Raw genomic sequence first — 25,749 nt, 5'->3', positions numbered from 1 at the left:
ACTTAGCGTAAACAACCATGTTGAAACCTTAGGTTTCAGGCACTTTTAATTGGGTATTTATTACTATGCAAACACAACCTACGTCTGACATTAACTTACTATGGGGTGCGTTAATCCTAGAAGAGCTAGCTCGGCTTGGCGTAAAACACGTTTGCATGGCACCAGGCTCACGCTCAACGCCTTTAACCCTAGCTGCGGCGGCGCAACATAAACTTGAACGCCACATGCATTTTGATGAGCGAGGACTTGGTTTTATGGCGCTAGGCCTTGCCAAATCCAGCAATAGTCCAGTTGCAATAGTGACAACATCAGGCACAGCTGTTGCTAATTTATACCCTGCCATCGTTGAAGCATGGTTAACTCAAGTTCCATTAATTGTATTAAGTGGAGACAGGCCACCTGAGCTTATTGGCTGCGGTGCCAATCAAGCCATTATCCAACCTGCTATTTTTGCTGATTATGCCAAGCAAGTGAATTTGCCAACGCCAGATCTCGCTATCAGTCCAAACACACTCTTAACAACAATTGACGAAGCCGTGGCTAACCTTCAACAACCTGTGCATTTTAATTGCATGTATCGTGAGCCACTTTACCCAAGCGAGTTGGAGAGTTTACCAGCACTGATAGCATCATCAGCATCTTATACTCAACCGATCTCAGAATGGGCAAATCACTGCCACCCTTATACCGACTATGGCCAGGTTTCCTGTAATAACCTGCCCTCAGAAGACACCATGATGCGTTTTGTCCATGGCAAAGGCATCATTGTAGTGGGTACGCTTTCGCCTCATGATAATCCATCACTCATCATTGAATTATCACAAAAGTTAGGCTGGCCAGTCGTCACAGATGCGCAGTCACAATTACGACAACACCCAAGTGTTATCGGCCATATTGATCAATTGATGCTACACCCCAAAGCAACCAAATTTGTAGAGCAAGCAGATAGATTATTGGTATTTGGCGGCCGATTTATCTCAAAAAGGCTTATTAGCTTTATTGCACAACATCAATGGCACAGTTATTGGCAAGTACTTCCCAATCAGCAACGACTCGATCCTAACCACCAATCTAAACGTATTTGGCAAGCCAGTGTTTCAGCCATATGTAACGCGCCTTGGCCCCGTTCATCTTCAGCAAATTGGGCTTTACCTTTAATTGAAATGAACCAGCAACTAGAGGCGCTGTTCACACAGCACATAGATCAAAGTCGTTTTGGTGAGCCGCAAGTTGTACGTCAACTTGCTAAAGCGCAGACCTCAAACCACCAGTGGTTTATTGGAAATAGTTTACCGGTGCGCTTATACGACATGTTTTCTCCTATAACCTGTGAAACACCGCATATTTATACCAATCGTGGTGCATCTGGTATTGATGGATTAATTGCAACATCCTGCGGTATGGCCCTTGCCACGCAACAACCTAGTACTTTGTTAATTGGTGATATATCCAGTTTACATGACCTTAATTCGCTGGCTATCTGCAAACAAATCACAAACCCTTTTGTGATCGTGGTGCTCAACAATGATGGCGGCAATATTTTTAATTTATTACCTGTGCCAAATGAAGCGGTCAGAGATGAATTCTACCGTTTAAGTCACGGGCTGGAGTTTGGTTATGCCGCTGCCATGTTTGGCTTGCCTTATAACCAAGTAGATTGTTTATCTAGCTTTAATGAGGTTTATACTGATGCAATGGCTTATGCAGGGACTTCTGTAATTGAAGTCAATGTTGGCCCCAATCAGGCAAGCGATCAAATAAAGCTCATTGCACAATGGGTGAAACAACACTAATGCCAACCATTAAACGTTACGGTGACACAGCATTACCTGCACTGGTTTTATTACATGGTTTTTTAGGTTCAAAAGAAGATTGGCAAGCCAGCTTGCCCATTTTAAGCCAGTACTTTCATTGTATCTGTATCGATTTACCAGGCCATGGTGAAAACGATCAAATATTACCTTCTCCTGGTTTTGAAGTATTAGCTCAAACCATTGTCGATAAAGTGATCAAGCTAGGTTACCCGCAGTTTCATTTACTGGGTTACTCTCTTGGTGGGCGTGTTGCTTTGCACATTGCGAAGTTCCACCCACAAGCATTGCTAAGTTTAATGCTAGAATCCGCCCATTTAGGCTTATGTTCCACTCGAGATAAACAAGCTCGTTTGAAACATGACCAAAAGTGGGCAGATAAACTCGATAATATGACGATAACTGACTTTTTAGCCCAATGGTATCAGCAGCCTGTATTTGCAGATCTACAAGACAGCGCGCGTGAGCAGCTGATTAGTATACGCAGTAAAAATGATCCGCAAGCGCTACTCCATTGCTTTAGAAGCACTTCATTGGGTTTACAAGATAATGGCCAAAAAGTGTTGAAACAATTACACTGCCCAAGATACATGTTGGTGGGTGAGCAAGATAGCAAGTTTTCTAAACTGGCGCTTAAGTGGCAAGAAAAAATCGATATGTCGGTGATCAGTATTCCGAATTCTGGCCACAATACCCATAAAGCCCAACCACAGATGTTTGCCGCAAGGATAGTACAACTTTTATATCCTTAGCTAACCTTTAACGGTAAATGAAATTTAGCCACCTTAACCGAGGTGGCCATCGCTTTATAGGATATTTGCTTTATGCACTTTGATGCCCCACAACCTTTAAGCCATTCATGCTCTACTCAAATTGGCGAAACGACTGACAATGTGGCGCAAGCAAGCATCCGAGAGCTGAGCATACATCAATATAAAATTGACCTTGAACCGGCTCTGCCCGTCGCCAGTCAGCGAATTAATCAACGTTTAGGGCTAATCATTAGTGCCACATTTGATAACTGCGCCCCAGAGTTTGTTGAAATAGCCCCTTTGTCAGGTATTGATATTCAAGGTGAACCGCTAACTGGGTTTAGTCCTGAATCATTATCACAGGTCATTGCATACCTTGAACAACAATTACCTTCTCTGATAGGACAACCTATCAAGGCACTGAATGAACTTGCCAATCAAGCGCCCTTTGCATCTATAGGTTTAGGGTTAAGTTTGCTCGAGTTTAAATCGTCATCACAATTTCAATATGCCCATGTTGATGAACGTAAAGTTGGCCTATTTTATTATAAAGACGACACCAGTATTGAGACCTTAACGCAGCAAGTTAATGCGTTACCCATAGGGACTTATTCCATTAAAGTTAAAGTCGCTCAGGCAAGTATCGAGCAAGAAATTGCATTTATTCATCAAATTTTAGCTATTAATCCAAAACTGAAATTACGCCTTGATGCCAATCAAGGTTTTAGCGTTGAGCAAGCTATTGAGTTCTTAGCTTGCCTACCGAAACAAGCTATAGAGTACATCGAAGAGCCTTGTAAAACGCCCGAGCAAAGCCAACTTGTATACCAAAGCCTACATATCCCCTTTGCACTTGATGAAACCTTAAATGATGGTCATTACCAGTTTGAAATGCTTGAAGGACTAGCAGCCTTGATAATCAAACCTATGGTACTCGGTAATATTGATAAATTAGTTCAGCTGATTAACCTTGCTACTAGCCATGGCGTGCGGTGTATTTTAAGTTCAAGTTTAGAGGCCAATCTTGGGATTGGGGATCTTGCGAAACTTGCTGCAGTGTTAACACCAGACGAAATTCCTGGGCTTGACACACTTGCCAGTTTTACTCAGCCATTAATGAACTCAGACAATCAACTTAACCTTGAAGTATGTCAACTGCTTCAACACTACCAAGGTTAATTCTGGTCGCTATTGAGCAAAAGTAGGCAGCATAAAATAGGTATGAAGATGATTTCTCCATTGCATCAAACAGCCCTTAATCAACCGAATGCTATCGCCATCAAGCAAGCATCAAGTTCAGTGGGTTCGTTAACCTATCAGCAACTCAGTGCCATGGTTTGCCACCTAGTTAAGACGTTGCAAACTCAGGGTATTAAACAACATAGCCGACTCGCTTGTGTCAGCAAAAATAATCTCGAAGTGGTTTGCTTATATTGGGCTTGTGTTGACTTGGGTGCCGTGTTGTTACCCATTTCCCCACGCTTTCCTGCACAGCAAATTAACCAATTATGTCAACGCTTTAACATTGATGCGATATGGCTTGAACCTTCATTTATGGATGAATCAAGCATTAAGCACAATAACAAAGCGGACAATAATCGCGTCGTAAACAAGCAACAACTTACCATCTCGCTATCTAACACTGCTTTAGGTGGCGCGATACCTAAAATAAATCCCCAGAAACCGTTAAATATCATTTTGACCTCTGGCTCTAGCGGTGCGCCAAAAGCCGTTGTACATTGCTTGGAAAACCACATTGCTAGTGCAGTAGGTTCTGCTAACAACATCGCGTTAGCACAGGGTGATAGCTGGTTATTATCCTTGCCGCTATTTCATATTGGTGGCTTAGCCATCATTAATCGATGCGCTCTTGCTGGTGCAGCAGTGGTGTTAAATGATAGCCAAGCTTTGTGGCAACAGATCATTGAAAGCAAAGTGACTCACGTTTCGCTGGTTGCGGCGCAATTAAGTAAGCTACTTGCACAACATCCCCACGCATTAGATAGTGTCAAAGCCTTATTATTAGGTGGTGGCGCTATAGAACCTCATTTAGTCTCAGCGCTTGCTGACAAACAAGTTAATGCTTATTGCAGTTACGGTATGTCTGAGATGAGTTCGCAAATCACCACGGCAGCTATCAATCCACAGGGGCATCTCGGCCAAGTATTATTGCATCGCCAACTTAACATCGTCGATAACACCATTTGGGTTAAAGGCGACTGCCTATTCTTGGGTTATTTGGCTGACTCAGATAAAAATGAGTCTTCACACGCAGCAATCACCCAAGCATCACTAACATTGCCACTGGATTCACAAGGTTGGTTCAATACTCAAGACCGAGCAAAGCAGGACGAAAAAGGCAATTTATACTTGCTTGGACGCACTGATAATATGTTTATCTGTGGCGGCGAAAATATTCACCCTGAGGAGATTGAAGCTGCGCTAAAGTCGCACCCTCTAGTTAATGATGCAGTGGTATTTGCTCAAGCTGACCCGCAGTTTAGCTTATTACCCGCTGCCATTATCCAGTTAACAGATAAACACTCGCCCCTTACAGCAAAGATTATCGAATCGTTACAGCAACATGTCCTGGCGAAAGTGGCACGTTTTAAACGTCCTCGCCAGTATTATTCATGGCCTGAAAATGTCATCACTACGAGCCTTAAAGTTCCTCGAAAAGCGATCATTGCTGCGGTTAAAGCCAACTTGAATGAAATAAACAACTAAAGACATACTCAGTCTTTTCAAGGCATAAAAAAACCTGCCGGAGCAGGTTTTAATCATCTTGGTCGCATCACTAATAAACTTAGATTTCCATACAAGATTTCAATTTGTTCATTGCATTCTTTTCAAGCTGTCTGATACGTTCAGCCGATACTTGATAAGTGGCTGCAAGTTCTTGCAATGTGGTTTTATCGTCATCTAACCAGCGAGAACGAAGAATATGCTGGCTTCGCTCATCAAGGGTTTTAATCGCTGAGAATAAACGAGCTTGTGAATCTGATTCCCAGTTTTCATTTTCAACTTCTAATGCCACATCAGAAGAGTGATCTTCTAGGTAATGAACAGGAGCAAAATCAGCGCTGCTGTCGTCGTCATTGTCGTTGGTTAAGTCAAATGCAGGATCTTGCGCCGCCATTCGCGACTCCATTTCGGTAACGTCTTTTTTAGACACACCAAGATTCTCTGCAACCATGCCAACTTCTTCATCACTAAACCAGCCTAAGCGCTTTTTAGTTTTACGAATATTGAAGAACAATTTACGTTGCGCTTTAGTGGTTGCAACTTTCACGATACGCCAGTTTTTAAGCACGTACTCATGAATTTCCGCTTTAATCCAATGCACAGCAAAAGACACCAAACGCACACCAACATCAGGATCAAAGCGTTTTACTGCTTTCATCAAACCAATGTTGCCTTCTTGGATAAGGTCCGCTTGCGGCAAACCATAACCAGAATAACCTTTCGCCACATGCACAACAAAGCGCAAGTGAGACATAATTAATTTCTTCGCAGCTTGTAGATCACCAGTTTCTTGCAAACGTTTAGCTAACTCATGCTCTTCCTCTGCCCCAAGCATCTCGATGCCTGTGACTGATTGCATGTATGCTTCTAAGCTGCTACTTCCTCTAGGGACAGTGAGTGACATAGATTGCGATTGAAAGGCCATTAAAGCTCCTACTAGTTACTGCGTTTTTAACACTTTTTTTACTTAAAAGATTTTAAGTAAGTGGTGAACTATCTATTATAAGACAAGATATGTCAACAGTGGTTCAACACCGAAATGCACATAAAATATGCGCTAAATGATAGTCGTCTGAAACATAAGAAAATGCAAGTGAACAAATGTTCATTTTTTCGATAGTCTTAATCTAGCATGCCTATACGACAGAATTATTAAGACGGTTCAATTGCACGAAGATGTTGCCTAACAGACAAATATGAACCCAACCACCCCAAGAACGAAGCTAGCAGTACTAGCTTAACTAACTCAGCCACACTCAAAGATTGGATCTGCAACTGACTACCATACAAACCCAGTAGTTCAGCAAGTGCAGAGTCAAGGTACCAAACCAGTAAATTGATAATAATCCACGCCAAAACGCCACCGATTACACCATACCAAATACCTGTATAAAGGAAGGGACGCTGGATAAACGCTTCTGTCGCACCGACAAGTTTCATCACTTCAATTTCAGTGCGGCGATTCATAATAGCCAGGCGAATCGTATTACCAATAACCAATACCACTGCCAAAACCAATAAGGCCGCTATGGCTAAAACAGTACGCTCTATTAATCTAACCATGGCTTGCAAACGCTCTAGCCATTCAATATCTAAGCGGCCAAAGCTCACTTCAGGCTCTTGCTCAAGCTTAGCCAGCAACTGCCTTGCCCCTTCTGGGCTAGAATGGCGCGCTAAAGGTGTGACCACCACCACGGCAGGTAACGGGTTTGAATCTAAATAAGATAATGCTTCGCCAAAACCAGATAAACGTTGAAACTCTTCTAGTGCTTGGTCTCGGTTAATATAATCAACCACATCCACTTCGGCGTACACTTTTATACGGGAAATTAGGCTTTGAACGGACTGCTCACTTCGGCCTTCATTAATAAATAATGAAATTTCTGCAGCGTTATTCCACGATTGGGTAATATTCTCTGCATTTTTTACTAAGACTTGCAGCGCCGCAGGTAAGCTCAAACTGACCCCTAATACTGCCATGGTCATCACTGACGAAATAGGGTTTCGCCACAACTCACCAATACTCGCCATCGCTTGTTGAATATGACGAACGAAAAACATCACTAATCGACCAGTAAACGGTAGTTTGCTTGCGGTAATGCTCACCTTATTTGTCATTACGCCTGTCCCTGAGTATCTGTCGTGTAAATCTCATCACCACCTAGCATCTTGCCTTGGCGTAGGGTTAAGGTGCGATATTTCATCCGAGCAATTAAGCCCAAGTCATGGGTTGCGATAAGCACACTTGTTCCCGCATCATGAAAGGTCTCAAATAACCGCAAAATATCCATCGATAACTTAGGATCTAAGTTACCCGTTGGTTCATCGGCAAGTAATAAAGGCGGTTTATTAACAATCGCCCGGGCAATGCCGACACGTTGTTGCTCACCGCCTGATAACATGACCGGTAGATGGCGCTCTTTACCGTATAAACCAACCATATCTAAAGCACCAGCAACTCGCTTACGAATTTCACCATGAGAAAAGCCTTCAATAACAAGAGGCAAAGCCACGTTATCAAATACGCTTTTATCCATTAATAGGTGATGGTTTTGAAATATCATACCGATATTACGGCGAAGATATGGCACATGTTTTTTGCCTAACTTAGCAATATCATGGCCATTAATTGAGACTTTACCTGCACTCGCACGTTCAATCACAGTGATCAATTTGAGCAAGGTACTTTTACCAGCGCCAGAATGTCCGGTTAAAAACGCCATTTCACCTTGATGCAGGCGAAAATTGACTTCTGACAAGGCTTTTTGGCCACCTGGATAAATTTTACTGACTTGCTCAAAATGGATCATATATGACTATTCTGCCTTGTCTTGACTAAATAATGCTTCGATAAAATCGTTTGAATTAAAGGTACGTAAATCATCAATTTGCTCACCCACACCGATATGGCGGATTGGGATAGTAAACTTATCAGCAATGGCAAAAATAACCCCGCCTTTTGCTGTACCGTCTAACTTACTGATGGTAATACCCGTTACACCAACCGCTTCTTGGAATAATTGCGCTTGGCTAATGGCATTTTGTCCTGTACTTGCATCTAAGGTTAACATCACTTCATGCGGTGCATTAGGGTCTAATTTTTTCATGACACGAACAACTTTTTTCAGTTCTTCCATCAAGTGACCTTTGTTTTGTAAACGTCCTGCGGTATCTGCAATTAATACATCAACGTTTCGTGCTTTAGCCGCTTGCAATGCATCAAATAACACGGATGCGCTGTCTGCACCAGTATGTTGCGCAACAACCGGAATATCATTACGCTGCCCCCATACTTGTAATTGCTCAACAGCTGCTGCACGGAATGTATCGCCCGCAGCTAACATGACAGATTTGCCTTGTTTTTGATACTGTTTTGCCAATTTACCTATGGTGGTTGTCTTACCAACACCATTCACACCAACCATTAAAATAACATAAGGGCCGTCACTGTTTTCAGGTACAAGAGGGATAGCAACAGGATCGAGAATTTTTTGCATTTCATCACGCATCAGCTCATATAAAGCTTCAGCATCTTTTAACTGTTTACGTGATGCACTCTCTGTCAAACTATCGATTAGGCGAGTCGTGGTTTCAACGCCCACATCTGCAATCAGTAGTTGCTCTTCGAGTTCTTCAAATAACTCGTCATCAATTTTTTTCCCGCGGAAAATACCCATAAATCCGCTACCAATGTTTTCACTGGTGCGTAATAGGCCACGCTTTAGTCGTGCAAATAAGCCTTCTTTAGCAGGTTTTGCTTGCGGCTCATCAATGAGTTCAGCATCAGTTTGCTGCGCTTCTTCGGCTAAACGTTCTTCTTCAGCAATACGTGCCGCCTCTTGTTCGGCTGCAACTTGCTCTGCTGCAAGTTGCTCCTCAGCTAAACGTTCTTGCTCAAGGCGCTCTTGTTGAAGGCGTTCTTGCTCAACGCGTTCGGCTTCTAGACGTGCTTGTTCCTGCTTGGCTTGCTTAAGGGCGGCTTGTTCACGTTCTTGTTGCTGACGCTGTTCTTCAGCAACACGAGCAGCTTCTTGTTCCTCAGCAAGTTGTTCCGCAGCTAAACGTTCTTGTTCAAGACGTTCTTGCTCAAGGCGCTCTTGTTGAAGGCGTTCTTGCTCAACGCGTTCGGCTTCTAGGCGCGCTTGTTCCTGCTTGGCTTGCTCAAGGGCGGCTTGTTCACGTTCTTGTTGCTGACTCTGTTCTTCAGCAATACGAGCAGCTTCTTGTTCTGCTGCAAGTTGTTCCGCAGCTAAACGTTCTTGTTCAAGACGTTCTTGCTCAACGCGTTCGGCTTCTAGACGCGCTTGTTCCTGCTTGGCTTGCTCAAGCTCTGCTTGCTCATGTTCTTGTTGCAGACGCTGTTCTTCAGCAAGGCGTGCTGCTTCCTGTTCTTGCGCTTGCTGATCAGCATGACTGGTATCAATTTGCTCTTGTGCGCTCTCGGTTGTTACTTTCTCTTGTTCTTTGGTTTTGTCTTTACGAAACCACGAAAAAAAACCTTTCTTTGCCATGTCTACTACCAGTGCTTATTGAGCTAAAAAATTCGGAAAAATAGTCTCGATAGCCCATTCATCATAATGTACAAAGGATTGCTCACCCTTACACTTCAGTTTGGTATAAAATATCGAGTATTCTAATTGGTTGCATAGTCTACCACTTTCTTTGTTCAGGCAAAATCACGAGGGCAAAATGTCCAAAAATAACTCGGCAAGCGGCCAAGTCAGAATCATTTCAGGGCAATGGCGTTCACGTAAGCTCCCTATTCATAACCTTGAAGGTTTACGTCCAACCACTGACAGAGTACGAGAAACCCTGTTTAACTGGCTTTCAAGTGATGTTCGTGGTGCACGAGTATTAGATTGCTTTGCAGGCAGCGGAGCATTAAGTCTTGAATCGCTTTCTCGTTACGCCAGTTATGCACGCATTTTTGAATTACAAACCAGCGCAGCCAAACAGCTAACTCAAAATTTGCAAACCTTACAGTGCGACAATGCTGACGTCATTAATGGCGACAGCTTGGCTATACTTGAAAAAGGACCAATGGATAAACAAGGCTTTGATATCGTGTTTGTCGACCCACCGTTTCGAAAAAACTTAGCGAACAAGACCATTGCTTTACTGGATGAAAAGCAATGGCTCAACGAGAATGCACAGATTTATGTCGAGACGGAATCTGAACTTGATGTCCTTGAGCTACCCAATACTTGGGTGGAGCTAAAACAGAAAAAGGCAGGTCAAGTGATCTACCGTTTATTCCAATATCAAATCGATTAAAGGCCAATAATGAAGTTTTTTATTACTGCAGGTAAAAGCTTTACCCTACTCACTTGGTTAGTGATGTTTTATAACCTGTTTATTCCTTTTGAAGGGCAAGTCAGTATTATTTTAAATATCTTGTTGCTGATTACAGTGATGATGCATTTCTTCCAGCTACTGATATTTCATACGATGTTTAGCAGCTTACTTAAACTTAAACTCATTGATTATATTAAGGTATATTTTTTTGGTGTCTTTGGGTTATTAGTCTACCGCCAAAAGGTATTAGACCTACCACCAGCAGAAAAATAATCATATTTCTGCTTTGACATAAGCCTCACAAATGTGGGGCTTTTTTAATTGCCTACCTTGTCATTACCTACCATGTCATTAACTACAGTATCGCTCGCAACAAACTCTGCTACCCAGCTCATTTAATATGAGGATACAAACTCTGAGTGTCGGCGATATGGTAATTGGTATCGTTTTTTAACTGGTCATATTGTTAAATTCGTAATAACGGCCGGCTTATTGATTTCCTTTTCTGTTTATTCGTTTCTTCTATTCTTAAGAGGTGATTCCAAATTTAAGCCATAAAAAAACCTCGCTATTGCGAGGTTTTTTTAATCGGTAGTCTCTCAGGTCATCACTCCTAATGAACTACCCTTGTATAGGTCTACTTACTTTTTAGGGTAAGGGTGAGCAACACCTTTATGACAATCTACACAAGTCTTTCTCTTATCGCCTTCTTGCTTGGCGTTGCGTTCATGCATTCTTTTAGCCATTTTCTTCATTGTTTCAGGCTGGTCTTCGTAGATGCGAGTATGACAATGTTGACAGTTAGCTGAGTCCGTTGCGCGGAAGTACTCAAGTGCTAAGTCAGCTTGTTCTTTACGGTTTTCATCTAACCAAGCTTGCGTGTTGAAGTCTTTGATAGTCACAAAACCATATAGATCTTTCGATACAATGATTTTCTTGATCAAGTAATCAACTGGACCGTGTGGAAGGTGACAATCTTGACACTGAACTGTCACACCAGCACTACCGCCGCCGTGAGCTGAAGCAAGGACTTCATCTTTCAGTGAATGGTTACTATGACAAGTCATACAGAATTCATCTGTACTGGTTGCATGTAAAGTTTGTTGAGTAGCGAAGTAGCCCACTACACCCATAACCACACCGACAATAATCAGTGCAATAATTGAATATTTTGCGCTAGGTTTAAAAAGTGCACGCCAGTTCATCACTCATCTCCAATATAGAATATTTAATTTATAATTTTTGAACTCTAAAATATAATTTTTAAATTCTAAAAATAATAATTATATTCTAGGTTGTTTTAACCTTAAAAAAATGATTTAAGGACATGTTTTAATTAATAAGTTGCCAAATTATGCTCAAAATGAGAGCCAGATCTAAATAACCACATAAATAGTGACTCAATACAACTTACTTAAACCTAATACAAGCTGAGCATATTCGCAAAGATTCTTTAACTTGATACAATACTCCTCATATCAAGCATGCCATATTAACGCATTGAACTATCTTGGTTTTAATGGGTCTAGATGAAAAGTTAGGCTTTTTATGACACTTTGATTGCTGGCAAGTTGTTAACAAGCTATATTTGGCACTTGTATCATTGCTTGCCTCAAATGTTCATCACTTATTTGTTTGTTGGCACCGATTGGAGAACCATGAAGCTTTCATTATCGCATCACATCATGACTTTCCTCGCTTTGTTCGCTTTACTCGGACAAGGTTTGGTGACTAATGGCTATGCGATGGTTATGCCGAGCATGACACATGACGCTTACGAACTCGCCTCTAATACAAATGTTAAGCACCACATGGGCAGTGCAATGGCATCTTCAGCAGATGAAGAAGATCATTCATGTTGTGACACCATGCCTGAAATGGTGCAAATGGCATCAAGTGCCTGTTGTGATTCAGTGTCTGGATGCAGCATCGACTGTGGACATTGCTTAACAATCTCAATGACCGGTCACTTGCAAAGCCTGGATATCACCTTAGCGACACCCATTAATATCAAAGCAGAAGCCACAGCTCTGCCGCATTTCTTTTTCCATCAAACTTTACCCGCATTCAAACCTCCCATCGTATAACAACCTTTGCTATATCAGCCGCTTTACTTGTGCCAAAGCATAGGTACAGAAGGCATGAGCACAACGGTAGGTATACACTGAGATACATCACAGAGTAATACCGCTTGTTCATACTGAAAGTCAGCTGTTATAGCCACAGCCAATTTCAATGCTTTACTGACAAGATATTTAGGCGAATTTGTGCGTCACAGCGACGCATATAAGCGCCATTTGAGGTTTTTATGAAACACATAAACTGTATATTGATTGCGATTTCTGTTGGGTTCTCGCTTGTTTCGATGCCATCTCAGGCACAACAGCATAGTCAAATACATCAAGCGACTGAGCAGAGTTATGTTTGCCCAATGCACCCAGAAGAAACCAGCCATGAAAAAGGCCGTTGCCCTCAGTGCAACATGTTTTTAGTTCACCAGTCGACAGAACAAGTGTCCGGCTCCCATGCTGCCAAAGATATCGCTCAAGAAGAGACTAAAAATACCTCTACTTATGTTTGCCCAATGCATCCAGAAGAAACCAGCCACGAAAAAGGCCGCTGCCCTCAGTGCAATATGTTTTTAGTGAAAGAAGAAGAGGAGGAATTTTCCGCAGATGAACATGCCGGACATGCCCATGCAATGGCGTCCACTGTCGTCGATACTTCTACCCAAACGCAAGCAGACAATATCCTAAGCCAACCTAAACCCACGCTAACACCTGCTAACAAGCAAGCACAGACGAGTCATATTAAATACGTTTGCCCTATGCACCCTCACGTGGTTTCAGATGAACCTGGCAGCTGTCCTATTTGTGGTATGGATTTAGAAAAAGTCACCATGGGCGATACAAGTTCTAGTGAGATACTTGTCGGCGTATCAGGCGGTATGCAACAAGCTTTAGGTATGCGCAGTGAACAAGTTACAAGCGGAACCTTATGGAAATTAGTACGTACAATCGGAACCGTTGAATACAATGAAAACCGAATTGGTCACGCCCATACCCGTGTTGATGGCTGGCTGGAAACGTTAATGGTCCACAATGTCGGCCAGAAAGTGAAAAAAGGTCAACTGCTTTATGAACTCTATTCGCCAGAGTTGATTACAGCACAAGATGATTACATGCAAGCCATTGATTACCTTAAACAAGATAAAGCACGCGGCGCAAGCTTACTGCGCAAAGCGCGTATGCGTCTAGAGCTATTAGGAGTGAGTGATAGCACCATCAAACAACTTGAACGCACAGGTGAAACCATTTACCGCGTACCTTACTACGCTGACCAAGATGGGTTTGTCAGCAAACTGTCGGTAAGGCACGGCATGTTTGTTGAACCTGGCACAACATTATTTGAAATCGTTGATTTAAAAAGTGTTTGGGTGATTGCTGATGTATTTGAAAACGAGCAAAGCTGGCTTGAGATTGGACGCCCCGTTGAAGTGTCTTCTGCGGCTCAAGGGATTTTCGATTTAGAATCGACCATTGACTACATATACCCAGAGCTCGATCCCGTCTCAAAAGCAATGCGTGTGCGTATCAAGCTGGATAACCCAGGTAAGCAATTAAAACCCGGCACTCTGGTCGATGTAAAATTGTTTGGTGGGCCAAAACGTAATGTGCTTTCCATTCCAACTGAAGCGCTCATTCTTACTGGACGAGAAAATCGCGTTGTTGTGCAGCGTGACAATAACAGCTTTGCCTCAGTTCCCGTAAAAGTTGGCATGATTACTCAAGGTAAAGCCGAGATTATTGATGGTTTAGATGAAGGTGAAAAAGTCATTGTTTCTGGTCAATTCTTGTTAGATTCCGAAGCCAGCATTCAAGGCAGTTTACAACGTCTAAGTGGCAGTAATGCAGACAACACCACTGACACATCAGATGCGCATGCGCATCATTAATCGGAGACTGTCATGTTAGCAAAAATAATCAGTACTTCGATTAAGCAGCGAGCAATGGTGTTACTACTGACCCTTGTTGTTGCATTAGTTGGCTATCAAGCGATGCGAACAACACCGCTGGATGCTTTGCCTGACTTGTCTGACGTACAAGTGATTGTTAAAACATCGTATCCTGGGCAAGCACCACAGCTTGTGGAAGATCAAATTACCTACCCGTTATCAACAGCCATGCTTGCTGTACCTGGCGCAAAAACCGTGCGTGGTTTTTCCATGTTTGGCGACTCGTATGTCTACATCATCTTCGAAGATGGCACCGATATTTATTGGGCTCGTTCAAGGGTATTGGAATACCTTTCGCAAACCCAAACCCAGCTACCTGATAATGTCACCCCAACATTAGGGCCTGATGCCTCTGGGGTTGGTTGGGTATTTCAGTACGCGTTAGTTGACCGCAAAGGCCAGCATGATTTAGCCCAACTTCGTTCACTGCAAGACTGGTTTTTAAAGCTTGAATTACAAAGTGTGGCTGGCGTTTCAGAAGTCGCAACGATTGGCGGTATGGAGCAGTCTTATCAAATCATTGTCGATCCGCATAAGCTGGCCTTATATCAAATTGATTTGATGACGGTTAAAAATGCGCTCGATAACTCCAACAGTTCTACCGGCGGGTCAGTCATCGAAATGGCTGAAGCCGAATACATGATTACCTCAACCGGTTATCGCCAAACCTTGGCTGATTTTAACGAAATTCCATTAGGCATTGTTTCTGATTCAGGAATTCCTGTATTGATGAAAGATGTCGCCCAACTGCGCACAGGCCCAAGCGCAAGACGCGGTATCGCAGAATTAGACGGTGAAGGTGAAGTGGTCGGTGGCATTGTTGTCATGCGCTACGGCGAAAACGCTTTATCCACTATCAACAATGTTAAGCAAAAGCTGACAGAAATCGAAAACGGCTTACCCGATGGGGTGGAGTTAGTCATCACTTATGACCGTTCACAGCTCATCCTTAATTCAGTGGATAACCTTAAAAACAAAGTCTTAGAAGAGATGTTGGTTGTTGGCATCATTTGTCTGATTTTCTTACTTCATGCCCGCTCAACATTGGTAGCGATTATTTCACTGCCTATCTCAATTTTAATCAGCTTTATTGCGATGAACTTGATTGGCGTTAATGCCAATATCATGAGTTTAGGCGGCATTGCCATTGCCATTGGAGCGGTAGTGGATGCAGCCATTGTCATGGTGGAAAATACCCACAAACATCTTGAACATTACCGACAGCAACATCAAGGCCAAGCGCCCACAGGAGAAGCGCATTGGGAGCTGGTACGCAAAGCCTCTATTGAAGTCGGTCCGGCGCTTTTCTTTAGTCTGTTGATTATCACCTTAAGCTTTATTCCAGTGTTTGCTCTTGAAGCTCAAGAAGGACGTTTATTTCATCCGTTAGCATTCACTAAAACATTTGCGATGGCAGCCAGTGCTTTGCTGGCTATCACCCTTATCCCTGTATTAATGGGATATTTTGTTCGAGGCAAGATCCCTGACGAGAAAAAGAACCCACTCAGCCGCTTGCTCATTGCGATGTATGAGCCCTTACTCAGATTGGTATTACGCTTTCCCAAGTTCACCATTTTATTAGCGATAATCGCCCTAGGTAGTGCGGTTTATCCTATGACGAAAATGGGCAGTGAGTTCATGCCTGAACTCGAAGAAGGCGACTTGCTTTATATGCCAACAACCTTACCTGGCGTTAGCGCTGGTAAAGCCGCTGAAATTTTGCAGCAAACAGACCGATTAATTAAGACTGTACCTGAAGTTAAGCGGGTGTTTGGTAAAGTCGGACGCGCCATGACAGCAACAGATCCCGCACCGTTAACCATGCTAGAAACCACAATCATGTTAGCGCCTCGTGATACATGGCGTGAAGGTATGACACTTGAAGGGATCATTGCAGAGTTACAGCAAACGGTCAGAATCCCCGGTATGACCAACGCATGGGTGCAACCCATTAAAACCCGTATTGATATGCTCTCCACGGGGGTGCGTACCCCCGTTGGCATCAAGATTTCAGGCGCCAATATTGATGAGTTACAGCGTATTGGTACTGAGATTGAAGCCGTCGTCAGTTCACTACCTGGCACTAAGTCAGCTTTTGCCCAACGAACCAGCGGCGGACGTTATATTGATATTGAGCCAAATCTTAAAAACGCAGCTCGATATGGTATGACATTAAAAGACATACAAGATGTAGTACAAATGGCCATTGGCGGTATGCAAGTCGGACAATCGATTCAAGGGCAAGAGCGTTATCCCATTAATATTCGATACCCAAGAGAGTTGCGTGACAGCATAGAAAAACTTACCGCATTACCTGTCCTGACAAAAACAGGGAAATATTTGCCATTAGGCAATTTAGCCAGCATTACGATTAGCGATGGGGCTCCCATGTTGGCCAGTGAAAACGGCAGGTTAATCAGTTGGGTATTTGTCGATTTAGACAATATATCTATCGGTGAGTATATCGAGACAGCTCGAGCAGCATTAGATGAGCAGATCCAATTACCAGCAAGATATAGCTATACCTTCGCTGGGCAATATGAGTATATGCAGCGAGTCGAAGCCAAAATGGAGTTAGTCATTCCTTTAATGATTGCGGTGATATTTATGCTGCTAATGATGACGTTTGGTTCATTCACTCAAGCTTCAGTGATTATGCTGAGTTTGCCATTTTCATTAGTAGGAAGTGCTTGGCTATTGTATTTACTGGACTTCAATTTCTCGGTTGCAGTCTCTGTCGGCATGATTGCGCTGGCTGGCGTGGCTGCTGAATTTGGGGTCGTCATGCAAGTCTATTTAAATAACAGTATTAAAGATAGAAAAAGCCAAGGCCAATACCAACAACGCAGCGACTTAACCGAAGCATTAATTCATGGAGCGGTGATGCGAATTCGTCCGAAAGCGATGACGGTTGCGACCATTTTCTTCGGCTTACTACCAATCATGTGGGGCAGTGGTACTGGTAATGAGGTGATGCAAAAAATTGCCGCCCCTATGGTCGGTGGCATGGTCACTGCGCCGTTATTATCCTTGTTTGTTATACCTGCTATTTACTTGTTGATTTACGGAAGAAAGCTTCCAAAAACAATCAACTAAACTTAGTTAACACCTAGTAATAACACATTAAAAAAGGCGCAAATAGCGCCTTTTTTTGTAAAAATAATCACATTATTTAAGAATCATCGTGTTCTATTTGCTGTTTGATACGAGCAAGCCGAAACATACTGACTAAACCCCATAACATGATACTCGCACCGACGGCCATCATAACGTAAAGCACATTGGGGTTATCTAACATTGGCAAAGCCTCAAGCCTGTAGCCAACAACTATCCCATATAGACCTATCGCTAATAGCAATGTCCCAGGTAAATCAATTATTGCCACCAGCATCATTTTCTTTTGAATTTCAGCGAGTTTGTGTTCTTTCGTTTGCTGCATGCTGCTTCCTTGAGCTCTGTTGATTTCCGTGAAGGCTTTGCTAAACCATCAGCAAAGCATCATTAAACTATCAAACCAAAAGCCTAAGTTAAAGCAGATTATCCGTTAGCAACAGGTAAGCTTAATTTGATAATAGAAAACGTCCCACCTTGAGGGTCATCTATCACTGCAAAGCGGCCAACATCTGGAATATCAGTAGGAGGGACGCAAACTTTACCGCCCAATTCTTCTGCCTTTTGCGCCATCATGTCACAATCATCGACACTAAAATACAACATCCAATGCGATGGCATATCACCAAACTCTTCGGTCATCTCCATCATGCCGCCAACAGCTTGCTTAGCAACAAGCCACTGCACATATTCAGCAACACCCACTTCTGACATATCCACTGACTCAGTATCAAAACCCAAAACCTGACAATAAAAATTCTTCGACACGCCAACATTGCGGCACATGTACTCGACCCAACATAAGGTGTTTGGCTCAAAAGTGCGCTTGATACCTATATGTTCTATCGCCTGCCAAATTGAAAAACGAGCACCTTCAGGGTCGCGACAGACGGCCATTTTTCCAGAATCACCCACAGCATGTGGCCCTGCGATAATTTCTCCACCAGCATGCTGAATAGCTTTAACGGTTTCAGCGACATCATCAACCGCAAAGTACAACTCCCAATGCGTGGGAAGGCTGGCCATTTCTTTGGGCATTTGATACATAGCGGCAATATCATCTCCGTCTATTTGTAGCATAGTGTAATGCCCTTCTGGCATAGGCATATCATCAGGATGCCATTGAAATAACGCTTGATAAAATCCTTTTGCGGAATACCAATCATGAGTGGCCAGTTCCACCCAGCAAGGCTGACCTTGCATGTAGTGAGTCACATTCATAAACCTATCCTTGAAATGTATATTTGCTCAGTGCGATTAACGGCAAAGTTATCTGATATTCACTATCAAGACTAAAACTGACACTGCAAATATTTTGGAAATCATGTCTATAGTTAAGACCGTTTTAGTTAGCCTGTCGAGGGAATAATCAGTTTAATTTGCACCATAAAAAAACGCCCTCTTGCGAGAGCGTTTTTAACGCGATATACCATTCAAACTTTGGTTGTATAAGCTGAGGTTATATTGACCAGATGTAGTATATTTGCGACTTCATTCTGATAATAATTCCACGTATCACATCTAAAAATGCGAGGAACTCAACAGGTTTAGCCGCCGATACCCATGCTAAGCCAACAGAGCCTACTGGAATATCAAAGCCTTCAGCCTCATGTAACTTTAAGCGCACAAAGTGATGCTTGTTATTAATGTTCTGCCCCGTTGTTTGTCTAACATTGTCATCACGAGCCAACAAACTACCTTGAGCTTCACCTGTTGCTTCAATAATCCCTTCAACTTCTGCATTGAAAATTTTGCTAGGATATACTGCTGAAGCAAACTCTGCCATTTGGCCAACTTTCACATTACGAATCGCTTGATGATTCACCCGCATAAGCACGTACTTTTCATCGGTATACATTTGGATACGAGGTGCAACCCCCACATACTGCCCTTCACGCATGATGAAGTTCGTTAAATAACCATCTGCAGGTGCAAAAACCTTGGTATTGTCCAAGTTCCATTGCGCCTGAGCCACATTTTCAAGTTCACTGTCTAAATCAGACTGACGGCTTTCTACTGTTAAGTGCGCTTTTTGAATATCTAACTTTGCTTTTTGTACTTGGGTATTCGATTTGGCAATTTGTGTCACATACGAATCCACTTTCGCTTGCGCTAAATCGACAGCCGTTTGTTGCTCATCCAGCTGACTTTCAGTAATGGTGTCAGCCACTTTACTGTTTTGTTCAACATAACGATTCATGGTGGTTTGCTTCCACACCAAGTCTTTTTTACTCGCATGCAGTTGGTTTTGATTAATCGCAACATCAGACTGCGCAGCGTGTAACACTTTTTCAGCGATACCTATATCTTCTTTAGCAAGTGACAATGCAACCTTAGCTGTTTGTTGCTGCACTTTAGCCTTATTCAGCGCTATTTGATAAGGCTCATCATCTATCTCGTAGATTAATTGTCCTGCTGTTACTCTTTGGTTAGGTTCGACATAGATACCTTTTACATTACCTTTAATTTGTGTCGAAGCTGGACGCAATTGAATATGCGGAGATTGCACAACAGAGCCACCTGTAATATCCATAGGCGCATAGTTTAATAGTCCTACCCATACAAACAGTAACCAGCCAGCACCGCCTAAGTATGAAAAAGCTTTTGTGCCTTTGTTCCAAGGCATGCCTACCAAGCGTAAAATATAGATAAACAACGCCCAAACTGCTAAACCTTCAATCATGAGCTAATCTCCTCTTTTGCTGGAGTGGCGGTAACAGGCTCTTCCCGTTCATTCTCTCGCCAAATATCTCTGATCCTTCTTAATGCTTTACCACTATCAATAAACGCGACCATGACTGCTAACACCCAAACCCAATGCCAGATAAATCCTATCCATGTGAGCGCAGTAATCAGTCCTATTTGTTGATGTTTTTCTTTGTGAGCTTTATGAATCGGCAATTCGTGAACTTTCCAAAAACCGAATCCTGCGGCAGCGACAGCCCCGACCAATACAACTAAAGCCACACCATGAAGTGCAACATCAACTCCAGAATCGACGAATGGCATACTGAATAAACTCATAGTGATTGCACCTCTTGTTAACTTAGATGCTGCGTAGTGTGCACCCAAACGACAAAACCACAACACAAAGTAACCATACGTATCAATTATCAATGTTTTTTGATATATATAGTTACTTAAATATCATCTACCGATCCCAAGCACTTAACGAGAAATTGACATGGCATTTGAAGTTTCATTTATTCGAGTTTGCTGTATTTTACCCGTGCTAAAAGGGGTTGAAGCCCACTATGGCATCACAGCAAAGGATCTATCGATCCCTCAAAGCTTGTTGAATGAGCCCATGACATTAATCCCTTACTCGGAAGTATCAATGTGGCTGAGTAAGATTGAGCAATTATCGAATGTTCAAGATTATATGTTGACGCTCCAACACTACTTAACCGTCAACCAATTTAATATGCCTAACAACTGGTTCTTGGCGACTCCAGACTTGGCAATTACCTTTCGGCGCATTAACTATGCCATGGCTTGTTTTCATTCAGGTGCAAGTTACTACGGTGCTCAGTCGAATAAGATTATTAAATGGTGCTATCGCAATAACTATGTCAGCGGCAAAGCCAAATCCCATGACTCGCTCCGCATAGCCTTAACACTGCTAAATACCTGCAAGCACTTTTTAGGCAAAGACTTCACCCCGATTAAAGTGATGCTCAGTGGCCCCGCCATAAATCAACAGGAGAGCGAAGCAGTATTTGGAGCCAAAGTGACCTGGAATGCGCCGCAAACCGAGATATGGCTTGATGTCGACTCCTTGATTAGCTCTGAACAACACTTTTTGGCATCGCTATCCACCTCCCAACATATTCAGCGCAATAACAAAAGTAGTATTAGCCTTAATCAACTCGACTCATATTTAAATATGCCTCAACCCCATGACACGCCTAAAGTGCTTTATGAGCTGGTGAATTACATACGTTTTTATGGTTTACCCACATTAGATTCCCTTTCGGAATTATGTGGTTTTTCGAAACAACAATTACAGCGACGATTGCAGCGTAATGGCTTTAGTTTTACAGAGTTAATGCGCTATATCTTAGGAAATTTAGCAGTGAAATATATGCTTGAAGGCAAAGAGGTTAAAGAGATTTCGCAGCTACTTGGCTATGCCAGTGTTCGCAGCTTCAGTAAAAGTTTTAGGCGATTACATCATCAATCACCGACTCAGTACGTTGAAAAATTGCATCAAAAAAGCCCTCAATAGAGGGCTTTTTTAGATTATCGATATTGCGTATAACTTATCGATAAACAGGTAATAAATCAGCCATTGCCAATAAGTGACAAGCTGCTGTTAGCACACCAAAAAGAATCACTACAACCACTAACGGCGTACCACCAGGAACTCTAAAGCTATTCTCATCAGGGAACATTTTACGTGACTTATACGCCATCATCGCTGGCACAATAGCAGCCCAAATTGTCGCGGCAAGAGCGGCAAAACCAATAGCGATCAAAAAACCATCTGGGAATAACAAGCCTAAGATGGTTGGCGGTATAAAGGTCACTGCAGCGGTCTTGATTCGGCCATTAGCCGACTCATCAAAATCAAATAAGTCTGCTAAATAATCAAACAAACCTAAGGTCACCCCTAAGAAAGATGACGCAACGGCCAAATTAGCAAACAGAGTTAACATGGTATTTAGCCAAGCACTGGACATCACATCTGACAATGCCGCAACCAATACGCCCATATTCCCACCTTGAGCGATAATATCGCTAAAATGACTACGAGGAATATTGCCCATGGTGGCAATTAACCAGCACGTGTATATCACTAACGCGATAAAGGTACCGATACAAATCGCCTTGATAATCACATTAGGCTGCTTGCCATAATACTTGACTAAGCTTGGCACATTGCCGTGATAGCCAAAGCTTGTCAGACCAAAAGGAATGGCAGCTAAAATATATGGAGCAAAACTCGCCTGTCCGTCAGGGACTAACAAGTTCACGGTTTCCACATCAATCAGCAAATTACCGACGGCTAAAAAGAAAGTAATGATCATCCCGCCAAGCATTACTGTCGTAATACGGTCGACCACTTTAGTGCTAATCATCACAATCGCAGCAAGCACAAGGGCAAAAACTAAGCCTGCAATACTTTGTGGTAAATGAATGCCCATACCTGACAAGGTGTGGTTCACAATAGAGCCACCACCACTGATATAAGCGTAAGTCAGAATATATAATACGAAGGTAATGGAAAGCCCATTAACTATCCGCCAGAATTGGCCTAATGTCACTTTGGTTAACGTGTCGAAACTGTCGCCAGGTTTAAAATGTAAGTTGGTTTCAAGTAGCATTAAGCCTGACACCAACATACAAAACCAAATACCGATTAGCATGGCAATGGAATAGCCAAACCACATACCAGCACTGACAACAGGAAGGGAAAACATACCGGCACCGACTGTGGTACCGGCAATAATCATAGCACCGCCTAATAATGATTTATTGTGCGGTTGTGATTGTGTTGAACTCATAAAGTTAGTGGTTACCCATGTTCCATAGTGACGCTATCTACTATGGTTTTACGAACAGATAAACGCAACATACCATTGGCATGGTCGCGAATTCGGATGACAGCAAACTGATTGTCATTACCCGACAAGTGCCCTAATTCTTTTAATTTTACACTCAAATTATTGTAGAGTTTTTTATCATAAAACTCTGGCGCAGTAATTCCGTGTAAAGCACCTAAACGCTGAGCTAATAAGTGGCTCGCGCTTTCTAGATCTGAACGTTCAATATCCGGTTTATAAGCCAATAAATTAAAGATAATCGCGTAACGTTGTAATGTCTCACTGACAGTTTCAGACAATAACATTAACTGGGTAATATTACTTTGATTGAGTTCAAACTCGTCTGTACCCGAAATAAGCTGTTGCTCAACAAATAAGTTTAATACGCTATCAATATAAGCGGGTAAGTCTTCAATCCCCATAAACAACTCAGCTTTGAGTAGCGGGTAGAAGTCATTAACGATTTCATGAATTTTTTGACGATTAAACTCTTCGTATTGCACCAAGCAACTCGCTATTAACGAAGGAACTGCCATTAAATGGATGATGTTATTACGGTAGTAGCTCATCGCAATTGCTGAAGACTCTTCAATCGCAATAATTTCACCAATTTGATCAGTGTGCGAAGTAAACTTTTTCAGTGATAGACATTGATCAACTAATTCACTAGCACTGCCTTGAGCTACTGAGGTGTAATCAGTGTAAGGCACTTCTTTCATCAATTTAAGATATAAATCTAGCTGACGTTCCAGCTCTGTGCGCTCTAATGCATTTTGTTCAGCGGCTAATAACACCATACTGGTTAACGTAACAGAGCTCGCTGCTGCAGCACTGTTAATGTTTGTCATCACTTTATTGGCTAACTGATTAACCGCAGGCGTTAACCACGTTGGTTTTTGTTCAGGATCTTTAGCCACTTCTTCACGCCAATCAGGCGACTGCTGATTTAAGAACTGCTGCACGTTAATTGGCTCACCAAAGTTAACGTAACCTTGTCCAAAGTTACCCAACTTACGCAATGCACCAAACACTTGCCATACAGATTCTTTTTGCTTTTTCTTACCGCTTAATTCTTTATGATAAGTCGACACTTCCATGACATGATCGTAGCCAAGATACACTGGCACTAAGGTCACAGGACGCTCGATACCACGCAATACGCTGTTTACCGTCATCGCTAGCATGCCTGTTTTAGGAGCAAGTAGACGACCAGTACGTGAACGACCACCCTCAGTGAAATACTCAACTGAATAACCTTTAGCAAATAGTTGATCTAAATACTCTCTGAATACTGCGGTATAAAGCTTATTACCGTTAAAACTACGACGGATAAAGAAGGCACCACCACGGCGGAACATTGGACCTGCCGGCCAAAAGTTAAGATTAATCCCTGCCGCAATATGCGGTGGAACCATGCCTTGATAATAAAGAATATATGACAGTAACAAGTAATCCATATGGCTTCGATGACACGGCACATAAACGATTTCATGACCATCATGATGCAGTTTACGAACTTGCTCCGCACTCTTGATGCTAATACCACTGTATAACTTGTTCCAAAGCCAAGTTAAGAAACGCTCAGCAATACGAATCAAGTTATCCGAATAGTCTGCTGCGATTTCATCAAGGTACTCAATGGCTTTTTCACGTGCCTTTTCTTCGGGAATTTTTTTGTTAACGGCTTCTTCTTGAATGGCACGCTTGATGGATTCTGACTTTAACAGCGAATTGAACATCGCTTGACGATTAGGAAGCTGAGGCCCCGTCATCACTTTACGTTGACGGCGAAAATGCACACGAGCCACACGGATAAGCTTGTGCGCAATACTGACATCTGTGCCGTGTTCATCAGCCATATAACGCAGCGACATGGCATTAGAAAATTGAATGAAGTTATGGCGACCTAAAAATAGAATCATTAACCATTTACGTAACCATGTTGGGTTTTCACGCTCAAAAACCGCAGCGGTCATGGTGTCGTCTTCTTTACCAGGGATACGACCCCAATATAGGCTTACAGGAACAAGCTGGATGTCGAGTTCTTTGTTCTTTTGGTGTAATTCGAGCAACTTAGTAAAGTTTGCTACAAATTTATCGCTACTATGGCGCTTACCAAACAAGGGTTTACGCCCTTCCACACACACAATTCTAGGGGTATTGAAACCATCAACATCTAACCGTTCATACGGACTTGGCAAGTTATATTTAGCTGTCATTTCATGTAAGGCAGCAATATCACTCAGCGACTCCGTTTTCATCACATAGACCACTGGCTTGTCAGGATCTAAGTTAAGGTCAGCGAACGGATCTTCAGGCACAACAACACTGTGTACCATTAATTTCTGAATCCAACGTAATGATTTAGCAATGATAGAATCTGGTTTTAGCATGGGTCTTCGCATTATCAACAACGATTTATTGCGCATAGGATACCAGAATATCATTCAGTTACACTAACCTCGGTAAATCTA

The 25,749-nt window shown here is 42.5% G+C and carries 21 protein-coding genes; 10 read left to right on the top strand and 11 right to left on the bottom strand.

The genetic code is table 11. From position 1 onward, the window contains the following. Nucleotides 1–65 precede the first annotated feature (65 nt). The 4 genes from menD to menE all read left to right on the top strand — a co-directional run bounded on the left by menD (nucleotide 66) and on the right by menE (nucleotide 5,290). The gene (menD, locus tag SJ2017_RS01100; protein ID WP_080914617.1) at nucleotides 66–1,793 is read left to right on the top strand and encodes a 2-succinyl-5-enolpyruvyl-6-hydroxy-3-cyclohexene-1-carboxylic-acid synthase; all 1,728 of its coding nucleotides are present in this window, start codon (nucleotides 66–68) and stop codon (nucleotides 1,791–1,793) included. Further along, nucleotides 1,793–2,563 carry a 2-succinyl-6-hydroxy-2,4-cyclohexadiene-1-carboxylate synthase gene (gene menH, locus SJ2017_RS01095; RefSeq protein WP_167692873.1) on the top strand — a complete coding sequence of 257 codons (771 nt, stop codon included), beginning with the start codon at nucleotides 1,793–1,795 and terminating at the stop codon, nucleotides 2,561–2,563. The genes menD and menH overlap by 1 nt, the downstream gene beginning before the upstream one ends. A 72-nt stretch (nucleotides 2,564–2,635) precedes the next feature. Next, nucleotides 2,636–3,742 (top strand): o-succinylbenzoate synthase, encoded by a 1,107-nt coding sequence (menC, locus tag SJ2017_RS01090; RefSeq protein ID WP_080914615.1) that lies wholly within the window; start codon nucleotides 2,636–2,638, stop codon nucleotides 3,740–3,742. 48 nt (nucleotides 3,743–3,790) lie between these two features. After that, nucleotides 3,791–5,290 (top strand): o-succinylbenzoate--CoA ligase, encoded by a 1,500-nt coding sequence (gene menE, locus SJ2017_RS01085; protein WP_244899750.1) that lies wholly within the window; start codon nucleotides 3,791–3,793, stop codon nucleotides 5,288–5,290. A 79-nt stretch (nucleotides 5,291–5,369) separates the two neighbouring features. Here menE and rpoH read toward each other — a convergent pair whose 3' ends face one another. From rpoH to ftsY, 4 genes are all read right to left on the bottom strand, one after another. Further along, the gene (gene rpoH / locus SJ2017_RS01080; protein WP_055025380.1) at nucleotides 5,370–6,233 is read right to left on the bottom strand and encodes an RNA polymerase sigma factor RpoH; all 864 of its coding nucleotides are present in this window, start codon (nucleotides 6,231–6,233) and stop codon (nucleotides 5,370–5,372) included. 227 nt (nucleotides 6,234–6,460) lie between these two features. Next, nucleotides 6,461–7,426, bottom strand: a complete 966-nt coding sequence (gene ftsX / locus SJ2017_RS01075; RefSeq protein ID WP_080914613.1) for a permease-like cell division protein FtsX — start codon at nucleotides 7,424–7,426, stop codon at nucleotides 6,461–6,463. After that, nucleotides 7,426–8,118: a cell division ATP-binding protein FtsE gene (gene ftsE, locus SJ2017_RS01070; protein ID WP_055025382.1), complete on the bottom strand. Its 693-nt coding sequence runs from the start codon at nucleotides 8,116–8,118 to the stop codon at nucleotides 7,426–7,428. The genes ftsX and ftsE overlap by 1 nt, the downstream gene beginning before the upstream one ends. Nucleotides 8,119–8,124: 6 nt before the next feature. Further along, on the bottom strand, nucleotides 8,125–9,819 hold the full coding sequence (gene ftsY, locus SJ2017_RS01065) for a signal recognition particle-docking protein FtsY (RefSeq protein WP_080914612.1): 1,695 nt from the start codon (nucleotides 9,817–9,819) through the stop codon (nucleotides 8,125–8,127). Between the two features lie 178 nt (nucleotides 9,820–9,997). Between ftsY and rsmD the strand changes: the two genes are divergently transcribed. Further along, a complete protein-coding gene (gene rsmD, locus SJ2017_RS01060) occupies nucleotides 9,998–10,582 on the top strand; it encodes a 16S rRNA (guanine(966)-N(2))-methyltransferase RsmD (protein WP_055025384.1) in 585 nt (194 codons plus the stop codon). A 9-nt stretch (nucleotides 10,583–10,591) separates the two neighbouring features. Next, nucleotides 10,592–10,876, top strand: a complete 285-nt coding sequence (locus tag SJ2017_RS01055; protein WP_055025385.1) for a DUF1145 domain-containing protein — start codon at nucleotides 10,592–10,594, stop codon at nucleotides 10,874–10,876. Nucleotides 10,877–11,244: 368 nt separating this feature from the next. On the opposite strand, the gene SJ2017_RS01050 is transcribed toward SJ2017_RS01055, so the two are convergent. Then, nucleotides 11,245–11,808: a NapC/NirT family cytochrome c gene (locus SJ2017_RS01050; protein ID WP_055025386.1), complete on the bottom strand. Its 564-nt coding sequence runs from the start codon at nucleotides 11,806–11,808 to the stop codon at nucleotides 11,245–11,247. Between the two features lie 453 nt (nucleotides 11,809–12,261). Between SJ2017_RS01050 and SJ2017_RS01045 the strand changes: the two genes are divergently transcribed. The 3 genes from SJ2017_RS01045 (at nucleotide 12,262) to SJ2017_RS01035 (ending at nucleotide 17,714) form a co-directional block, all read left to right on the top strand. Continuing rightward, on the top strand, nucleotides 12,262–12,690 hold the full coding sequence (locus SJ2017_RS01045) for a hypothetical protein (RefSeq protein WP_156003102.1): 429 nt from the start codon (nucleotides 12,262–12,264) through the stop codon (nucleotides 12,688–12,690). Between the two features lie 221 nt (nucleotides 12,691–12,911). After that, on the top strand, nucleotides 12,912–14,558 hold the full coding sequence (locus SJ2017_RS01040; RefSeq protein ID WP_080914610.1) for an efflux RND transporter periplasmic adaptor subunit: 1,647 nt from the start codon (nucleotides 12,912–12,914) through the stop codon (nucleotides 14,556–14,558). 12 nt (nucleotides 14,559–14,570) lie between these two features. After that, nucleotides 14,571–17,714, top strand: coding sequence for an efflux RND transporter permease subunit (locus SJ2017_RS01035; protein ID WP_080914609.1), 3,144 nt, complete (start codon nucleotides 14,571–14,573; stop codon nucleotides 17,712–17,714). A gap of 76 nt (nucleotides 17,715–17,790) precedes the next feature. Here SJ2017_RS01035 and SJ2017_RS01030 read toward each other — a convergent pair whose 3' ends face one another. From SJ2017_RS01030 to SJ2017_RS01015, 4 genes are all read right to left on the bottom strand, one after another. Beyond that, a complete protein-coding gene (locus tag SJ2017_RS01030) occupies nucleotides 17,791–18,057 on the bottom strand; it encodes a tetraspanin family protein (RefSeq protein ID WP_080914608.1) in 267 nt (88 codons plus the stop codon). Between the two features lie 98 nt (nucleotides 18,058–18,155). Then, nucleotides 18,156–18,950 carry a VOC family protein gene (locus tag SJ2017_RS01025; protein WP_065110189.1) on the bottom strand — a complete coding sequence of 265 codons (795 nt, stop codon included), beginning with the start codon at nucleotides 18,948–18,950 and terminating at the stop codon, nucleotides 18,156–18,158. 238 nt (nucleotides 18,951–19,188) lie between these two features. After that, the gene (locus tag SJ2017_RS01020; RefSeq protein WP_080914607.1) at nucleotides 19,189–20,412 is read right to left on the bottom strand and encodes an HlyD family secretion protein; all 1,224 of its coding nucleotides are present in this window, start codon (nucleotides 20,410–20,412) and stop codon (nucleotides 19,189–19,191) included. Continuing rightward, the gene (locus SJ2017_RS01015; RefSeq protein WP_055025415.1) at nucleotides 20,409–20,753 is read right to left on the bottom strand and encodes a hypothetical protein; all 345 of its coding nucleotides are present in this window, start codon (nucleotides 20,751–20,753) and stop codon (nucleotides 20,409–20,411) included. The genes SJ2017_RS01020 and SJ2017_RS01015 overlap by 4 nt, the downstream gene beginning before the upstream one ends. Before the next feature lie 160 nt (nucleotides 20,754–20,913). Between SJ2017_RS01015 and SJ2017_RS01010 the strand changes: the two genes are divergently transcribed. Beyond that, the gene (locus SJ2017_RS01010) at nucleotides 20,914–21,957 is read left to right on the top strand and encodes a helix-turn-helix domain-containing protein (RefSeq protein ID WP_080914606.1); all 1,044 of its coding nucleotides are present in this window, start codon (nucleotides 20,914–20,916) and stop codon (nucleotides 21,955–21,957) included. A 34-nt stretch (nucleotides 21,958–21,991) separates the two neighbouring features. Here SJ2017_RS01010 and mtr read toward each other — a convergent pair whose 3' ends face one another. Beyond that, nucleotides 21,992–23,236, bottom strand: coding sequence for a tryptophan permease (mtr, locus tag SJ2017_RS01005; RefSeq protein WP_055025393.1), 1,245 nt, complete (start codon nucleotides 23,234–23,236; stop codon nucleotides 21,992–21,994). An 11-nt stretch (nucleotides 23,237–23,247) separates the two neighbouring features. Beyond that, on the bottom strand, nucleotides 23,248–25,668 hold the full coding sequence (gene plsB, locus SJ2017_RS01000) for a glycerol-3-phosphate 1-O-acyltransferase PlsB (RefSeq protein WP_065110192.1): 2,421 nt from the start codon (nucleotides 25,666–25,668) through the stop codon (nucleotides 23,248–23,250). Nucleotides 25,669–25,749 lie beyond the last annotated feature (81 nt).

Origin of the sequence: Shewanella japonica (assembly GCF_002075795.1) — a bacterium.
GTDB classification, from domain to species: Bacteria; Pseudomonadota; Gammaproteobacteria; order Enterobacterales; family Shewanellaceae; genus Shewanella; species Shewanella japonica.
This window is presented reverse-complemented; position numbering and strand designations above follow the sequence as displayed.

Coding starts and splice junctions, on each gene's coding strand:
- menD (WP_080914617.1), top strand. CDS start 66: ATGCAAACACAACCTACGTCTGACATTAACTTACTATGGGGTGCGTTA.
- menH (WP_167692873.1), top strand. CDS start 1,793: ATGCCAACCATTAAACGTTACGGTGACACAGCATTACCTGCACTGGTT.
- menC (WP_080914615.1), top strand. CDS start 2,636: ATGCACTTTGATGCCCCACAACCTTTAAGCCATTCATGCTCTACTCAA.
- menE (WP_244899750.1), top strand. CDS start 3,791: ATGATTTCTCCATTGCATCAAACAGCCCTTAATCAACCGAATGCTATC.
- rpoH (WP_055025380.1), bottom strand. CDS start 6,233: ATGGCCTTTCAATCGCAATCTATGTCACTCACTGTCCCTAGAGGAAGT.
- ftsX (WP_080914613.1), bottom strand. CDS start 7,426: ATGACAAATAAGGTGAGCATTACCGCAAGCAAACTACCGTTTACTGGT.
- ftsE (WP_055025382.1), bottom strand. CDS start 8,118: ATGATCCATTTTGAGCAAGTCAGTAAAATTTATCCAGGTGGCCAAAAA.
- ftsY (WP_080914612.1), bottom strand. CDS start 9,819: ATGGCAAAGAAAGGTTTTTTTTCGTGGTTTCGTAAAGACAAAACCAAA.
- rsmD (WP_055025384.1), top strand. CDS start 9,998: ATGTCCAAAAATAACTCGGCAAGCGGCCAAGTCAGAATCATTTCAGGG.
- SJ2017_RS01055 (WP_055025385.1), top strand. CDS start 10,592: ATGAAGTTTTTTATTACTGCAGGTAAAAGCTTTACCCTACTCACTTGG.
- SJ2017_RS01050 (WP_055025386.1), bottom strand. CDS start 11,808: ATGAACTGGCGTGCACTTTTTAAACCTAGCGCAAAATATTCAATTATT.
- SJ2017_RS01045 (WP_156003102.1), top strand. CDS start 12,262: ATGAAGCTTTCATTATCGCATCACATCATGACTTTCCTCGCTTTGTTC.
- SJ2017_RS01040 (WP_080914610.1), top strand. CDS start 12,912: ATGAAACACATAAACTGTATATTGATTGCGATTTCTGTTGGGTTCTCG.
- SJ2017_RS01035 (WP_080914609.1), top strand. CDS start 14,571: ATGTTAGCAAAAATAATCAGTACTTCGATTAAGCAGCGAGCAATGGTG.
- SJ2017_RS01030 (WP_080914608.1), bottom strand. CDS start 18,057: ATGCAGCAAACGAAAGAACACAAACTCGCTGAAATTCAAAAGAAAATG.
- SJ2017_RS01025 (WP_065110189.1), bottom strand. CDS start 18,950: ATGAATGTGACTCACTACATGCAAGGTCAGCCTTGCTGGGTGGAACTG.
- SJ2017_RS01020 (WP_080914607.1), bottom strand. CDS start 20,412: ATGATTGAAGGTTTAGCAGTTTGGGCGTTGTTTATCTATATTTTACGC.
- SJ2017_RS01015 (WP_055025415.1), bottom strand. CDS start 20,753: ATGAGTTTATTCAGTATGCCATTCGTCGATTCTGGAGTTGATGTTGCA.
- SJ2017_RS01010 (WP_080914606.1), top strand. CDS start 20,914: ATGGCATTTGAAGTTTCATTTATTCGAGTTTGCTGTATTTTACCCGTG.
- mtr (WP_055025393.1), bottom strand. CDS start 23,236: ATGAGTTCAACACAATCACAACCGCACAATAAATCATTATTAGGCGGT.
- plsB (WP_065110192.1), bottom strand. CDS start 25,668: ATGCTAAAACCAGATTCTATCATTGCTAAATCATTACGTTGGATTCAG.